Origin of the sequence: Xenorhabdus sp. PR6a (assembly GCF_028599065.1) — a bacterium.
In the GTDB taxonomy this organism is placed as follows: Bacteria; Pseudomonadota; Gammaproteobacteria; order Enterobacterales; family Enterobacteriaceae; genus Xenorhabdus; species Xenorhabdus doucetiae.
Genome location: NZ_JAQRFJ010000014.1, coordinates 25640 through 41417, shown reverse-complemented (window position 1 = coordinate 41417; position 15778 = coordinate 25640). Strand labels below are relative to the sequence as shown.

12 protein-coding genes are annotated in these 15778 nt (G+C 44.3%); 9 read left to right on the top strand and 3 right to left on the bottom strand.

Annotation, left to right across the window (positions count from 1 at the left end; genetic code table 11):
- Nucleotides 1-20 precede the first annotated feature (20 nt).
- The 7 genes from deoD to PSI15_RS05910 all read left to right on the top strand — a co-directional run bounded on the left by deoD (nucleotide 21) and on the right by PSI15_RS05910 (nucleotide 7921).
- Complete coding sequence (gene deoD / locus PSI15_RS05940) at nucleotides 21-737, top strand: purine-nucleoside phosphorylase (RefSeq protein ID WP_273582730.1); 717 nt, start codon at nucleotides 21-23, stop codon at nucleotides 735-737.
- Between the two features lie 728 nt (nucleotides 738-1465).
- Nucleotides 1466-2014, top strand: coding sequence for a fimbrial protein (locus tag PSI15_RS05935; RefSeq protein ID WP_273582729.1), 549 nt, complete (start codon nucleotides 1466-1468; stop codon nucleotides 2012-2014).
- Between the two features lie 430 nt (nucleotides 2015-2444).
- On the top strand, nucleotides 2445-5120 hold the full coding sequence (locus PSI15_RS05930; protein ID WP_273582728.1) for an outer membrane usher protein: 2676 nt from the start codon (nucleotides 2445-2447) through the stop codon (nucleotides 5118-5120).
- 129 nt (nucleotides 5121-5249) lie between these two features.
- Nucleotides 5250-6020, top strand: coding sequence for a fimbria/pilus periplasmic chaperone (locus tag PSI15_RS05925; protein WP_045968693.1), 771 nt, complete (start codon nucleotides 5250-5252; stop codon nucleotides 6018-6020).
- 136 nt (nucleotides 6021-6156) lie between these two features.
- Nucleotides 6157-6720, top strand: coding sequence for a fimbrial protein (locus PSI15_RS05920; RefSeq protein WP_045968695.1), 564 nt, complete (start codon nucleotides 6157-6159; stop codon nucleotides 6718-6720).
- Nucleotides 6721-6784: 64 nt separating this feature from the next.
- On the top strand, nucleotides 6785-7621 hold the full coding sequence (locus tag PSI15_RS05915) for an MrpH family fimbial adhesin (RefSeq protein WP_273582727.1): 837 nt from the start codon (nucleotides 6785-6787) through the stop codon (nucleotides 7619-7621).
- Between the two features lie 60 nt (nucleotides 7622-7681).
- The gene (locus PSI15_RS05910; protein WP_443256073.1) at nucleotides 7682-7921 is read left to right on the top strand and encodes a helix-turn-helix domain-containing protein; all 240 of its coding nucleotides are present in this window, start codon (nucleotides 7682-7684) and stop codon (nucleotides 7919-7921) included.
- 141 nt (nucleotides 7922-8062) lie between these two features.
- Here PSI15_RS05910 and carB read toward each other — a convergent pair whose 3' ends face one another.
- From carB to dapB, 3 genes are all read right to left on the bottom strand, one after another.
- Entirely contained in the window at nucleotides 8063-11296 is a 3234-nt protein-coding gene (gene carB, locus PSI15_RS05905) for a carbamoyl-phosphate synthase large subunit (protein WP_273582725.1), read from the bottom strand.
- Between the two features lie 17 nt (nucleotides 11297-11313).
- On the bottom strand, nucleotides 11314-12498 hold the full coding sequence (gene carA, locus PSI15_RS05900) for a glutamine-hydrolyzing carbamoyl-phosphate synthase small subunit (protein WP_273582724.1): 1185 nt from the start codon (nucleotides 12496-12498) through the stop codon (nucleotides 11314-11316).
- A 437-nt stretch (nucleotides 12499-12935) separates the two neighbouring features.
- The gene (dapB, locus tag PSI15_RS05895) at nucleotides 12936-13757 is read right to left on the bottom strand and encodes a 4-hydroxy-tetrahydrodipicolinate reductase (protein WP_273582723.1); all 822 of its coding nucleotides are present in this window, start codon (nucleotides 13755-13757) and stop codon (nucleotides 12936-12938) included.
- 518 nt (nucleotides 13758-14275) lie between these two features.
- On the opposite strand from dapB, the gene PSI15_RS05890 reads away from it, so the two are divergent.
- Both PSI15_RS05890 and PSI15_RS05885 read left to right on the top strand, forming a co-directional pair.
- Nucleotides 14276-14923, top strand: a complete 648-nt coding sequence (locus PSI15_RS05890; RefSeq protein WP_273582722.1) for a GNAT family N-acetyltransferase — start codon at nucleotides 14276-14278, stop codon at nucleotides 14921-14923.
- 82 nt (nucleotides 14924-15005) lie between these two features.
- Nucleotides 15006-15704 (top strand): GNAT family N-acetyltransferase, encoded by a 699-nt coding sequence (locus PSI15_RS05885; protein ID WP_273582721.1) that lies wholly within the window; start codon nucleotides 15006-15008, stop codon nucleotides 15702-15704.
- Nucleotides 15705-15778 lie beyond the last annotated feature (74 nt).

The window sequence follows — 15778 nt, the reverse complement described above, 5'->3', positions numbered from 1 at the left end:
TAAAAACAAGGAAATAAATTATGGCTACCCCACATATTAATGCTGAGATGGGCGATTTTGCTGATGTTGTTTTGATGCCAGGCGACCCATTGCGTGCAAAATATATCGCGGAAACTTTCCTGGAAGATGCCCGTCAGGTTAACAATGTCCGCGGTATGCTCGGTTTCACCGGGACTTACAAAGGCCGCCGCATCTCTGTTATGGGTCATGGAATGGGTATCCCATCTTGCTCTATCTATGCCAAAGAGCTGATTACTGAATTTGGTGTGAAAAAAATCATCCGTATCGGTTCCTGTGGTGCGGTCAGCGAAGACGTTAAAATCCGTGATGTTGTGATTGGCATGGGAGCATGTACCGATTCCAAAGTAAACCGCCAGCGTTTTAAAGATCACGACTTCGCTGCCATTGCTGACTTTGATCTGGTTCGTCATGCGGTTGATGCGGCTAAGGCGAAGAATGTTAACGTGCGTGTTGGTAACATCTTCTCTGCGGATCTGTTTTATACGCCAGACCCGCAAATGTTCGATGTCATGGAAAAATACGGCATTCTGGGTGTTGAAATGGAAGCCGCGGGTATTTACGGTGTTGCGGCGGAATTTGGTGCCAAGGCGTTGGCAATTTGTACTGTTTCTGACCATATTCGTACTGGCGAACAAACCACTGCCGAAGAGCGTCAACATACATTTAATGACATGATCGAAATTGCGCTTGAATCCATTTTGATGGGTGATAATTAAAAAAGCGTCAATAGTTTTGGCATTTTATTAAAAAAAGATCAGCCCTTTTCATTATTGGAAAGGGCTTTTTATTTATACATCGCATCCAAATTTATCTCTATTATAAAGAATAGGTTTAGATTATTTATTTAATGGGCGTCTTTTCTTTTCTAATTTGGTTAGAGAATGCATAAAAATAATAAATAAACTTAACATAATTTGAACGGTTATTTTAAGTGATATTTTAAGTTGATAATTAGTTTGATAACGATGTCGTTTAGATAAAAATTTTGTTTTTATACTAAATCAGCGAATAGTTATGATAATAAAAACCAAATGTTATGGTTATGACGGGATAATAAAATGCCCCTATCCTTGCGGGAAAATAAAAGAGAACAATAAAGCAACGCCAATTAAGATGCTGAACTGCTAAACATTGCTCGATATAACTTAGGGGAATAATCCAAAATTAAAAAATTATTAGTAAAATATTCTACTCGTAATCGGTGATTTTTGAGAAAAACTCATATTTCATATGATGTTAAGGAACATAAGTGGTTTTATCCGCTGAAATTTGACTTAAGGTTTGTTATGTAGAATGATATTGCCGATTTAGTTTATCTCGACGGCTTATGATTTACGTCAAAAAACTAAATAATCCTTTGCCTAAGTGTCAGAAATTAATTTCTGGGCTTCGGCTTCTCTTTGGTTATTAATATCGATTTTACGATTAAAGGAATAAGTTAATTATGAAACTTAACAAATTGGCACTGGTTTTAGGTTTTGGTGTGGCTTTGGCTGCGGGTGCGGCAAATGCGGATGACCAAATTCCACAAGAGACAAAATTAGTTAACCAAGGTAGCGGTACTGTTAAATTCACCGGTTCTATCATTGATGCACCTTGCTCAATTAAAAACACCAATGTTGAAGTTGATATGGGTGCAGTTTCGAATGTTGTCCTGAAAGATGGTGGCCGCTCAGCTTCTAAGCCTTTCAAAATTGAATTAGTTGGCTGTACTTTTGATACTCAGAAAAGTGTGAAAACCACCTTTACTGGCCCAGAAGCTGCTGAGAAAGGCTTGCTGGCGATTGAAGGTACTGCACAGGGTGCTGCAATCGCAATCACTAACCATGGCAACAAAGTCATTCCTTTGGGCGAAGCGTCAGACAACATGTCTCTGCATTTAGGCAACAATGATCTGAACTTTGCTGCGCATCTGAAAGGCCTGAATAGTCAAGATGGTGTGAAACCAGGTGATTTCACTGCTATCGCAAACTTTGTTTTAAACTACCAATAATATTGCAATCAAGCTGATCATTTTTAATGCTTGAATATCAGGAAGTTCACTTTAACCATTTGCCTTGACCCTCCTGATAATATATTTAGGGTATTTCTGGGATACCATGCGTTAATAGACAGCGTGTTAGTCGACAATGTGTTAGTAAAGTATGACTACAATATTCTGTAATAAGATCTGTTTTATTGATATAGGTCAATAATATTCATGATCGAATAAACAGATTGTGCCATTAACAAAATGATCCCTATAACAGTAAATTGAAATACCCTTTTTTTATTTATATCGGTCAGGGTCCTCAATTGAGATCGATGAACTTTAATGACGCCATGTATGAGGTAAGAACGCCTGTACGCTTACAAACTTAGCCGTGCCAGATAACGGCTAAATTCAAACTGGATTATTAACGATTCATTGTTCAGAGGATGCTATGGCTTTATTTTCAGATTTTATGAATCATGATTTTTTATCTGATAATAGAAAAACAATCAGTAATAAAAAAGCAAACAGTAAAAGAGAAAATACCTTCAATAAAAAGAGTGTGATTAATAAAAAGAAGATAGCGAATAAAACAGAATACTTAATCTTCGGTGTTAAACCTCTTTCAGCCCTCGTGCTGATTGTCTTATCCGGCATTCAGGCCGCACATTCTCGCTCGTCCGTTGAGTTCAATATTGGTGCCCTGGATGTCAGTGAACGTGCCAATATCGATTTGGATAAATTTGCCAGAGCGGGTTATATCATGCCGGGCAACTATATGATGGGTGTCCGGATAAATCAGAATGAACTTTCGGATACCTATTCTATTGATTTTACTGCCCCGCCTGATGATCCAGCGGGCAGTGAAGCCTGTGTCTCCCCTGAATTAGTCAAACAAATCGCACTGAAACAGCAGTGGGTAGAAAAATTAGGTTGGCAGAATGAAGGTCAATGTCTTGATCTCAATACCTTACCGGGCATGTCAACCCGAGGTGACCTGACGACTTATACGTTGTATTTAATCGTCCCTAAAATTTATCTGGAATATGATTTGCCGGACTGGGACCCCCCTTCTCGTTGGGATAATGGCGTCCCCGGATTACTGTTTGACTATAACGTTAACGCACAAACTTCTAAACCGAATCACGGCAGTAGTAACCAACAAATCAGTGCAATCGGAACCGCCGGTATGAATCTGGGGGCATGGCGTTTGCGGGCTGATTGGCAAGCCAGATATCATCGTCTTAAAACGCAGAATAATGATAAATCGGGGAATTCCGCAGGAAGAGAACGTGACTGGGATTGGAGTCGTTACTACGTATATCGTGCGCTTCCCCGGCTGGAAGCAAAATTGACATTGGGTGAGGATTACCTCAATTCCAGCCTTTTCGATAGTTTCCGCTATACGGGCGCCAGTTTGGTGACTGATGAAAATATGTTGCCACCGAATTTGCGCGGGTATGCACCGGAAGTCACCGGCGTGGCACGGACTAATGCCAAAGTGACGGTTAGCCAGCAGGGAAGGGTACTGTATGAAACTCAGGTCGCTTCCGGCCCCTTCCGCATTCAGGATCTGAGTGATGCGGTCGCAGGAACACTGGATGTCAGAGTCGAAGAGCAAGACGGTGGCGTACAGGAATATCAGGTTAATACCGCGACCATCCCTTATCTGACACGCCCCGGCCGCATCCAGTACAAATTTGTTGCCGGCCAATCCACGAATGATAGGCACCGTCGTGAAGGGCCCGCGTTCGGGCTGGGGGAATTCTCATGGGGAATTAACAACGGCTGGTCGCTGTATGGCGGGCTGTTGGCCGCGGGGGACTATAACGCCCTGTCGCTGGGGATTGGCCGCGACCTGATGATGTTCGGTGCGCTGTCGTTTGATGTGACGGAATCAAGGGCAAAATTACCGGGAGAAAACAAAACCCTGACAGGCGGATCTTATCGTCTCAGCTATTCGAAACGTTTTGATCAATATAACAGTCAGGTGACCTTTGCCGGATATCGTTTTTCTGAACGTAACTTCATGAATATGGGGCAGTATATCGATCGCCGTTATCGCAACGTTGTTTCCGATAGCGGCAAAGAGATGTATACCATTACGTTCAGTAAACAATTTGCCGATATCGGCCTTAGCACCCATCTTGACTATAGCCATCAAACCTACTGGAACCGGCCAACAAACGATCGCTATAACCTTTCGTTATCCAAATACGTGGATATTGGGCGTTATAAAAATATTAACGTCAGTTTGTCGGCTTACCGTAACAATTTTGACAATAAAAAAGATGACGGCATGTACCTCAACCTTTCCATTCCATGGGGAGAGCGTGGCACGCTCAGTTACAACGGCATGGTGAATCGTCAGGGGAATGCCCATACCGTCGGTTATTTTGATCGGATTGATGATCGCAACAACTATCGTATTTCAGTGGGAACGAATATCGACGGCAGGGCATCCACTGACGGTTATTACAACCATTATGGTGACAAGGTGTTACTCACTGCCAGTGCCAGTTATCAGGATGGCGGCAATACTACGGCTGCGCTTGGCCTGCAAGGTGGGATAACGGTAACAACAACAGGAGCTGCCCTGCACCGTACCAATCTGCCGGGTGCAACCCGCCTGATGGTCGATACTGAAGGGGTGAGCAATGTTCCTATCCGGGGATTCGGTTCCGCGGTACACACCAACTACTTTGGTAAAGCGGTGCTGGTCGATGTGAACAGCTACTATCGCAACCGTGCGAATATTGACTTAGATAACTTACCCGATGATGTCGAGGCACTGCGTTCCGTTCAGCAGGCAACCTTAACGGAAGGTGCGATTGGTTATCGTAAATTCCAAGTGATATCAGGAATAAAGGCGATGACAAACATCCGGTTACCTGATGGCTCATCCCCGCCTTTTGGTGCTTCTGTGGTCAATGCAGCCCAACGTGAAATCGGGATTATCGGCGATGAGGGATATGCTTACCTGAGCGGAATCAATCCGGGAGAGAAACTAAAAGTACATTGGAATGGAAGTGCCCAGTGTGAGATTACTGTACCAGATGAAATAACATCAGAATCTTTGACTTCACTTTTACTGCCTTGCCAGTTTTTAACAGGTGATAGTCAGTAAATGGTAATGAAATTATCCAAAAAATCGTTATTTAATAACGTATTATATTGGTTTGATTTGAAAAATGCCGCTATTCGCTAGTGCAGCAATATCAACATGAGTCTCTTTTGAGCATGAGCAAATGACACTATGAAACTGAAAAATATTCTAATGATAACCGCCATGACGATCACTGGCTTGATGTCAATTCATCAGGCCATGGCCGCGATAGCGTTGGATCGCACCCGCGTGATTTTTAATGGCAATACCAAATCCGTCAGCCTGAACATTGAAAATCAGCATCTTGATTTGCCTTATCTGGCACAAGCATGGATTGAGGATGAGAAGGGAAATAAGATCAATGGCCCGCTTGTGGTTGTTCCCCCCGTACAGCGTGTTGAAGCGGGTGCGAAGAGCCAAATCAAAATTCAAACCCTGCCGGCGATAGCCCAATTGCCACAAGATCGGGAAAGCCTGTTCTATTTCAATATGCGTGAAATTCCGCCACGCAGTGAGAAACCGAATGTGCTGCAAATCGCCTTGCAGACGCGGGTCAAACTGTTTTATCGCCCGGAAGCGGTGATTGCACGCCGTATTGATCTTGATAACCCGTGGCAGGAAAAACTCACGTTAACCCGTGAAGGCAATCAATATGTGGTGCATAACCCAACACCGTATTACGTCACTATTTCAGAAGCATCGAATAAGGTGAACGGTAAAAGTGCAGAGGGCTTTCAGCCTGTGATGTTGGCTCCCAGAAGCAGTGAAAAACTGGGAGGAACGGCCAATTCATTAGGGAATGCGCCAGTATTGACCTACGTTAATGATTATGGTGGGCGTCCACAGTTAATATTCAACTGTAATAGCAATAGTAGTGGCAATACTTGTGCAGTAACAAAAGCGGTGACGGGTGAAAGCTGATTGACGAGCGGAAGCTGATTGAATTGTGCGGATACGCCATTAACCGAAATATTGACGGGGTATCCGCACAGAATTAGCCGGAATGGGGTGAGTTTTTTTCGGTAAATAAGATTGGATAAATGTAGGGTAAATAATAATGAATCCGTTGAACATCAGATTATCCAGATATGTATTGCCAATGCTGTTTCTGTTCGGCATGGGTCACCAGCAAAGTGTATATGCACGAGATAATCTGCGTCAGGATGTCAGGATTACGCTAACTGTACTTGCTCCTACTTGTTCGATTAGGACAGAAGAGAAAAACATACAAGTGGATTTTGGCAATGTCCTTAACAGTGATCTTTATCTGAAACATCGTACAGAAGGTCGGCAATTTGAGCTGAATTTAAAGGATTGTGATCCTCGAATGATAAAACGCCTGAAAATCAAATTCTTGGGAGAACCAAGCCAAGAGCTGCCGGGGCTGTTGGCGGTGAGATCTAATGGCAGTCTTCGTGGTATTGCCATTGGTATGGAAAAAATCGATGGTACGCCGATGCCATTTAATAAAACCAGTGAATTCCCGCTATTAGCCAATAGCACAGAGAATGTGATCCCATTTCGAGCATATATACAAGCTGCCCCCCGCGTGATCCAAGAGAAAAAAATGGGGGTTGGTCAATTTACGGCAATCGCGACGTTTGAAGTTAATTACGACTAGTCAAGCTGACTGGTTTTTCCTCCACGATCTTTCGTCAAAGTTTGATGTTATTGGAAAATAAGTTATGCGCTCTATTAAGAAATCGTTGTTGAAGCTGGCCACCCTGTTGTATTTAGCCAGTGCCACCTCTGTTTATGCCGGGGCTTATGTGATGCCGGTTGATATCGATACAAGCAATAAAAACCCTAAGGCGACGATGGAAATTATTGCCTGGACAGAGGAAGAGGGGATCCCTAATCCTTGCTATGGATGGCCTCAATGCTATGTGGGTCCCGATGTTCAATACGATAGTTATGATCCGGGCATGTGGGGGGCCTGTAGGGACACTAATTCATGTTTAACTAACGCGCAGATATACCGGACAACCGCCGATGTAATGAGAGCTTATAAAAAGAAGTTCTCACTGCCTTTCACCGCCTCATTTCCGATTATACCGACAACGGCGAGGTGTGTCGGATTGTTTTACGCTAATCAAACATCTCCCAGAAATGGTAGTGCGAAACAATTCCCTGGCTCCACTTGCGGTAAGTTACCACCCCCACAACAGTCTTGTAAGCTCGATTTACCTTCTGAAATTGCTTATGGGGAATTGACCGCCAAAGAAGTGAATAATGCGACCCGCACAATTACGGGGCAATTTAGATGTGCTATTGGTAGCAACAAAATTATGTTGTATGCCAGATCAACGAATAATGAAGACAAAGTTTATCTCGATTCCGGTAAGCAAATATATTCGACGTTACAGATTGATAAAGAAGATGCAGCAAATGGAGTGAATGTCACTGCTGACGGAAGGAATGCCCCTACGTATTTCACCCTAACGTCAGTGCTGCACACGTCAACACTACCGAAAGCCGGTAAATATGAAGGTACTGCAATAGTTCTTTTACGTTATTTATAACTATAAACTGAGAGTAACAATATTATGCAAGTCAGTATGCTGGTAGGAAAAAGAATCCAAATGAAAAGAAGAGAAATTGGAGTGACAGCAGCAGAGCTGGCGGACAAAATTGGCGTGAGCCATCAGCAAGTGTCACGTTATGAACGCGGAACCAACCGGATCAGTCTGGAGCATTTGGTCGCAATTTCTATTGCCCTGGAGACGCCCGCCGACTGGTTTTTAGAGGATTGTTTTACTCCCCCTAAGGTTAATATGAATAATCAATATGCCTGTGTCGCAGAAACCGTACTGGGTTCATAATCAAAAAATACCGCCAAAAAGGGCGGTATTTTACAGATCGCTACATTCTATATGTGATGACTTAAAGGCGATGGGGGGAATGTTAAGAATCCCCTCGCTCGGACGCTTCCCTCCGAAACGTCCTCACTCGATGACTAATTTTTATTGACCACAACAACCAATCTTCGCGTGCATTTCCTGAACAGAAATCACCTGCTCAGTCGGATCAGCGCTGAGTGCCATCGTGGTGGCAAAACCGCCGTTCAGGGTGGTGTCATAGTGCACTTTGTATTGCAGTGCGCTGCGACGCAGCAGTTTTGAATCTTCAATCGCCTGACGACCTGCGGTGGTATTGACGATATAGTCATATTCCCCGTTTTTGATTCTGTCCTGAATGTGCGGACGCCCTTCGTGAACTTTATTCACCAAACGCGGGTTGATCCCGGCTTCACCTAATACAATCGCTGTACCGTGCGTCGCATCCAGTGCAAAGCCATGCTTCAGCAACTTAGCGGCCAAATCGACAACACGTTCTTTATCGCCTTCACGGACAGACAGCAGTGCCCGACCTTGTTTACGTAGGGTGGAATGACTGCCCAGCATCGCTTTTGAGAAAGCTTCGGCAAAGGTACGACCGACACCCATGACTTCACCGGTAGAACGCATTTCTGGCCCCAGAATAGGGTCAACGCCTGGGAACTTATTGAACGGCAGTACCACTTCTTTCACGGAGTAGTAAGGTGGAATAATTTCTTCAATTGCACCTTGCTCCAGCAGAGACTGACCTGCCATCACGCGTGCCGCTATTTTCGCCAGTGGCCGGCCGGTTGCCTTGGAAACAAATGGCACGGTACGGGCTGCACGTGGGTTCACTTCAATCAGGTAGACTTCGTTGTTTTTCACCGCAAACTGGACATTCATCAGACCGCGGACACGCAGTTCAAACGCCAGTTTTTCCACTTGCCGGCGCATCACATCCTGAATCTCTTGGCTCAGGGTATAAGCCGGCAAGGAACAGGCTGAGTCACCAGAGTGCACGCCCGCTTGTTCGATATGTTCCATGATGCCGCCAATCAGGACACGCTCACCATCACAGATAGCATCCACATCGACTTCAACCGCATCATCAAGGAAGCGATCCAGCAGGACGGGGGCATCGTTGGATACGCTGACCGCAGTCTGGAAATAACGGCGCAAATCTGACTCGTCGTAGACGATTTCCATTGCGCGCCCGCCCAGGACATAAGATGGGCGAACCACCAGCGGATAACCAATTTCATTCCCTTTTTCAACCGCCTGTTCGATCGTGGAAACGGTGGCGTTTGCCGGCTGTTTCAGGCCAAGGCGATTAACGGCTTGCTGGAAACGTTCACGGTCTTCTGCACGGTCAATGGCATCAGGGCTGGTGCCGATAATCGGGACACCGGCGGCTTCCAGTTCACGCGCCAGTTTCAATGGCGTCTGGCCGCCATACTGAACGATAACACCTTGTGGCTGTTCAACACGCACGATTTCCAACACGTCTTCCAGAGTCACCGGCTCAAAATAGAGACGATCGGACGTGTCATAATCGGTGGAAACGGTTTCTGGGTTACAGTTCACCATGATGGTCTCAAAACCATCTTCACGTAAAGCCAGAGATGCATGTACGCAGCAGTAATCGAATTCAATGCCTTGCCCGATACGGTTCGGGCCTCCGCCCAATACCATGATTTTCGGTTTGTCACTGTTCGGGTTGGCTTCACATTCGTCTTCGTATGTGGAGTACATGTAAGCGGTATCGGTGGCAAATTCCGCCGCACAGGTATCAACACGCTTATAAACCGGATATAAGTTGTAGTCAGCGCGTAGCTTGCGGATCTCTTTACCAGAGACGCCGACCAGTTTCGCCAGATGAGCATCTGCAAAACCTTTGCGTTTAAGGTGACGCAAGAAATCCGCAGTCAGGCCGTTAACACCTTGCTCTGCAACGTGCTCTTCCAGACGAATGAGTTCTTCAATTTGTACCAAGAACCAGCGGTCGATGTTGGTCAGGTTGAAGACACCATCAACAGACATGCCGGCGCGGAAAGCATCCGCAACATACCAAATACGTTCAGCACCGGCATCTTTGAGTTCACTGCGGATTTTGGTCAGGGACTGTGGATCATCCAGATTGACTTTAGGGTCAAATCCGGTCGCGCCGACTTCCAGACCACGCAGGGCTTTCTGCATGGACTCCTGGAAAGTACGGCCAATGGCCATCACTTCACCCACCGATTTCATCTGAGTGGTCAAACGGTCATTACTGCCGGCAAATTTCTCGAAGTTGAAGCGAGGAATTTTGGTCACGACATAATCGATGGAAGGTTCGAAAGATGCTGGGGTACGCCCGCCCGTGATGTCGTTCATCAATTCATCAAGGGTATAACCGATGGCCAGTTTTGCTGCGATTTTCGCGATGGGAAAACCGGTTGCCTTGGACGCCAGCGCCGATGAACGGGAAACACGTGGGTTCATTTCAATAACGATCAGGCGGCCGTTTTTCGGGTTCACGGCAAACTGAACATTTGAACCACCGGTTTCGACGCCAATTTCACGCAATACCGCCATCGAAGCGTTACGCATGATTTGATATTCTTTGTCGGTCAGCGTCTGTGCCGGTGCGACGGTGATGGAATCGCCGGTATGGATACCCATGGGATCGAAGTTTTCAATCGAGCAGACGATAATGCAGTTATCGTTTTTATCCCGCACCACTTCCATCTCGTACTCTTTCCAGCCAATCAGGGACTCATCAATCAGCAATTCATTGGTTGGTGAGAGGTCTAATCCGCGTTCGCAGATCTCTTCGAACTCTTCACGGTTGTAGGCAATACCGCCACCGGTTCCGCCCATAGTAAAAGAGGGGCGAATAATGCAAGGGAAACCCACATCTTCTGCTACCGCCAGCGCTTCTTCCATCGAATGGGCAATGCCGGAACGCGCGGTGTCCAGGCCGATCTTTTTCATCGCCTGATCAAAACGGCGGCGATCTTCGGCTTTATCAATAGCATCAGCAGTCGCACCGATCATGGTCACGCCAAATTCTTTCAGTACGCCCTGACGTTCCAGTTCTAACGCACAGTTGAGTGCCGTTTGCCCGCCCATGGTCGGCAGGACGGCATCCGGGCGCTCTTTTTCAATGATTTTGCGCACCACTTCCCAATGGATAGGTTCGATATAGGTCGCATCGGCCATTTCAGGATCGGTCATGATCGTTGCCGGGTTCGAGTTGACCAGAATGACACGATAACCCTCTTCCCGCAGCGCCTTGCAAGCCTGTGCGCCGGAGTAGTCAAATTCACAAGCCTGACCGATAACAATCGGGCCGGCACCTAAGATCAGGATACTTTTAATATCAGTACGTTTTGCCATTTTTCTTCTTCTCCTGATTATTTGGTGTTTTCAACGTTTGTCTGGCGATATTGCTCAATTAACTCGATAAAGTGATCGAACAGTGACGCGGCTTCATGCGGGCCGGGGCTGGCTTCCGGATGCCCCTGAAAACTGAATGCGGGCTTGTCAGTGCGATGAATGCCTTGCAATGAGCCATCAAAAAGAGATTTATGCGTTACGCGCAGGTTGGCGGGCAGTGAGCTTTCATCAACCGCAAAACCGTGGTTCTGTGCGGTGATCATCACAACATTGCGATCCAGATCTTTGACCGGATGGTTGCCGCCGTGATGGCCAAACTTCATTTTCACGGTTTTTGCACCACTGGCCAGCGCCAGCAACTGGTGTCCCAGACAGATACCAAATACCGGAATGTCGGTATTCAAAAAGGTTTTGATGGCTGCAATGGCATAATCGCACGGCTCCGGGTCACCTGGTCCATTGGACAGAAAAATGCCATCGGGTGCCATTTTCAGCACTTCATCTGCGGGGGTTTTTGCCGGCACAACGGTAACGCGGCAGCCGCGATCCACCAGCATACGCAGGATGTTGCGCTTCACGCCAAAATCATAGGCCACGATATGGTAAGGCAGTTCTTGCGCTTGACGCGCCTCTGGTAGCCCATCCGCTAATGTCCAGCTCCCTTGCACCCATTGGTAAGATTGTGCCGTTGTGACTTCTTTCGCTAAATCCATGCCTTTCAGGCCAGGAAAAGCGTTTGCTTTTTCCAGTGCGACTTGAGCATCGGCTCCATTACTTGTCTTACCGGCAACAGTATTACCCGCAATGATACAGCCGTTCTGTGCCCCTTTTTCTCTCAACAGGCGGGTGAGCTTGCGTGTATCGATATCTGCGATGGCAACAATATGGTGGCGTTTCAGGTAATCAGACAGGTTTTCTTCACTGCGGAAATTGCTGGTCACTAAGGGTAAATCACGAATAACTAAGCCTTGGGCTTGAATGGCGGGGGATTCTTCATCAGCGGCGTTGATGCCGACATTACCAATATGGGGATAAGTAAGAGTAACAATTTGGCGGGAATAGGAAGGGTCGGTAAGTATTTCTTGATATCCGGTCATTGAGGTATTGAAGACCACTTCTCCAACAGCCACACCTTCTGCACCAATGGCGCGACCGTGAAATTGGGTTCCATCTTCCAGAACCAATATAGCTGACTTAATCAAAACGCCCTCCAGAATGAATAATCAGTCGCATCCAATGCATATTAATTCAGACTTAATCCTTAAAATCAATGCCAATCACGATTTTTATCAAAATTTTGGCAAATTGCGCGCATTCTAATGATGAGAGGGCGGGTTGTCTACAAAAAATGGCATTTTTATTGTTTTTTTTACAACTCTCGCGCTTGTATTGAGTAAATGTCGCTAAAAAATCTAAAAAAAGTGGGCGTGAATAATCGATTACTGTAAGAGAAAACTTGAAAATAGGAAAAAGCGCTGATTTTTTTTGTAGTTATGGAAAAAAGACCGCAATAAGGTTAAATATTTTTGTGAAAACAGAGATTAATTTAGAAGTTAAATGATAAATAAGTATTATATCGTAATTACGCAATTATTTGTTAAATAACCGCGTAATTACAATGTATTATGATTTTATAAAATCAAATTTCATCGAGGTTTAATACATCTTTCATATTATAAAGTCCACTGTTTTTCCCTGTTAACCATATTGCTGCTTTAATGGCACCATTAGCAAAGGTCATACGGCTTGATGCCTTGTGACTTATCTCTATGCGCTCACCCATGTCTGCAAAGATCGCGGTATGCTCGCCGACGATATCTCCTGCCCGTATCGTGGCAAATCCAATGCTTTTCGGATCGCGTTCCCCGGTATGGCCTTCACGAGTGTAAACTGCGCAGGTCTGGAGATCACGACCGAGTGCACTGGCGATGGATTCTCCCATTGCCAGTGCAGTTCCTGACGGCGCATCTACTTTATGGCGATGGTGTGCCTCAATTATTTCGATATCGGTATATTCCCCCATTACCGTGGCGGCTTTTTCCAGCAGTTTTAGCACCAGATTGACCCCGACACTAAAATTCGCAGCAAAAACAATGGGAATATCGCGAGAGGCTTCCGCAATGGCGTGTTTACCGGCATCATCAAAACCGGTTGTGCCGATCACCATGGATTTGCGATATTGCCGACACAGGGAGAGGTAGGCTAATGTTCCTTCCGGCCGAGTAAAATCGACCAGTACATCAAAGTGTTCAATGATCTGACGCAGGTCATCATGGATAATGACGCCGTTGTTACCTATTCCCGCCAGCTCGCCGGCATCCGTTCCGACTAATGAAGATCCTGGACGTTCTAATGCCGCACCAAGTGTAACGCCATCTAATAACTGGACGGCCTGAATAAGATTACGTCCCATGCGCCCGCCAGCGCCCACAATAGCAACGCGAATATCTGTTTCAGCCATAAGGCCCTCTCTGTAAATCATTTTTCATTGAGTAACAAAGGAAATCGTTTTACAGCTTAACTGGCGAGATGCGGCTGCGCCAGACTGATAGCCTGACAATATTATCCCTTATCCTTGTGGTGGAACACTCATGGTGTCATTAAGGCAGATCCACGGACTGCGGATACAGGCGATACAGGAAAAGAAAGGTCAGTTATCAGTGAAATATGATGTAGTATTTCCGGCGTAATGTGATTATGATGATAAATCATTTTCCTATTTCAGCCAATCTTAGTTGAAATTAATATGTTAAATGCAAATGACATTTAACAATTGTATTTCATTTACTTATTCTTCGCGTTGCGAAGAATAAGTAAATCTCATAATTTAAGTGTATTGCTATTATGGAAATTTATTTATCTGGATTTATATGATAAATAAATTTGTGCTTTATTTATTAAATGAACATAAAATAAAACAGTTATTTATTATAATGTTGAAGAAACTCATAAAATAATAAAATATGAGGTAGAGAGATAATGTTTAGATCAAAATCTTTTAATAATATTAATCAGCCTTCAGTTTTTGGTCATTTAACTCACGCTAAATCTGCTTCGGATATCAATAAAACAGTCCTTGATGCCAGAACGTTTATAACAATCAGGAGGGTTGGTGTAGAGGAAATATACCGCATCACTCAAAGGGTAATTAATAATAGCCAAGGATGGGAATATAATAATTCTTCGAATTTTCCTGATGATGAACAAACAAAATGGAATGACAGGCATGATTATGCCTGTAACATGCTTTCTAATATGGGGCGCTGTATGAAACATTATGCTGACAGAAAAAAAATAGTGTTTTTTGTTGCTTATTTTCAAGGTGTTCCTGTAGGCGCTTTACAATTTAACCCTAATGATGGATGTGAGATACCCGAAGTCGATTATTTGGCAACCCATTGTGGTATTCGAAATTGCGGTGTTTTACTTATGGAGTATGCGGTAAACGAATCACGACAATTAAAAATGGGTGGTCAGTTAAGACTTACCCCACTGGACAACGCGATATCAGCCTATCTTAAGATGGGATTTACTGAATTAAGCGGCAGCACGTATTTGTATCTAAACCCTGCTGAAAGTAATAAATGGGATTGTAGTAACCTTAATCGTTATAGATATAGAAACTAAGCTAATGTGATAAAAAATGACCTTTGTATTATTATGGGATTGAGAAAACCCATAAAATAATAAAATGTGAGGGAGAAAGATAATGTTCAGATCAAAATCTTTTAATAATATTAATCAGCCTTCAGTTTCGAGTTTTTTACCCCATGCTAAATCTGCTTCGGATATCGATAAAACACTCCTTGATGCCAGAACGGTTATAACAATTAAGACGGTTAGAGTAGAGGAAATATCTAATATCGCTCAAAGGATACTTAACAATAGTCGAGGGTGGAAAGTTGATTATTCTTTAGATAGTGAAAAAAATCAATGGAATGATAGGTATTATGATTCATATAACATGCTTTCTAATATAGATGATCATATAATAGCCTGTGGCAGCAATGAAAATTTATCGATTTTTGTTGCTTATTTCAGCGGGGTTCCTGTAGGTATTTTAGTCTTTACCTTTAATGAACAAATTACATCTGCATTACCTAAAGTTAATCTGTTGGTCACCCATTGTGGTATTCGAAATTGTGGTATTTTACTTATGGACCATGCGGTAAATACATCACTAAAATTAGGCATGAAGGGGAAATTAGAACTTTATCCATTAGACGGCGCTATACCAGCATATCTTAAGATGGGATTTACTGTATTAGCGGATAGCCCGTATTTGCAGCTAGATCCTGATAAAAGTAATAAGTGGGATTGTAGTAATCCTAACCGTTATCGATACCAGGGTGTTAAAGGTAATATGATGAAAACATTTTTTGATTGGACACTCAAGGTATTGCAATAGACTCGGCTTTTTATCGTGATCGCATCAAAGTTAAGAAAAAGCCGAGTTTGAGTGTATATGACCCTAAAATAGCG

Coding starts and splice junctions, on each gene's coding strand:
- carB (WP_273582725.1), bottom strand. CDS start 11,296: ATGGCAAAACGTACTGATATTAAAAGTATCCTGATCTTAGGTGCCGGC.
- deoD (WP_273582730.1), top strand. CDS start 21: ATGGCTACCCCACATATTAATGCTGAGATGGGCGATTTTGCTGATGTT.
- PSI15_RS05910 (WP_443256073.1), top strand. CDS start 7,682: ATGAAAAGAAGAGAAATTGGAGTGACAGCAGCAGAGCTGGCGGACAAA.
- PSI15_RS05935 (WP_273582729.1), top strand. CDS start 1,466: ATGAAACTTAACAAATTGGCACTGGTTTTAGGTTTTGGTGTGGCTTTG.
- PSI15_RS05920 (WP_045968695.1), top strand. CDS start 6,157: ATGAATCCGTTGAACATCAGATTATCCAGATATGTATTGCCAATGCTG.
- PSI15_RS05885 (WP_273582721.1), top strand. CDS start 15,006: ATGTTCAGATCAAAATCTTTTAATAATATTAATCAGCCTTCAGTTTCG.
- PSI15_RS05915 (WP_273582727.1), top strand. CDS start 6,785: ATGCGCTCTATTAAGAAATCGTTGTTGAAGCTGGCCACCCTGTTGTAT.
- PSI15_RS05925 (WP_045968693.1), top strand. CDS start 5,250: ATGAAACTGAAAAATATTCTAATGATAACCGCCATGACGATCACTGGC.
- PSI15_RS05890 (WP_273582722.1), top strand. CDS start 14,276: ATGTTTAGATCAAAATCTTTTAATAATATTAATCAGCCTTCAGTTTTT.
- PSI15_RS05930 (WP_273582728.1), top strand. CDS start 2,445: ATGGCTTTATTTTCAGATTTTATGAATCATGATTTTTTATCTGATAAT.
- dapB (WP_273582723.1), bottom strand. CDS start 13,757: ATGGCTGAAACAGATATTCGCGTTGCTATTGTGGGCGCTGGCGGGCGC.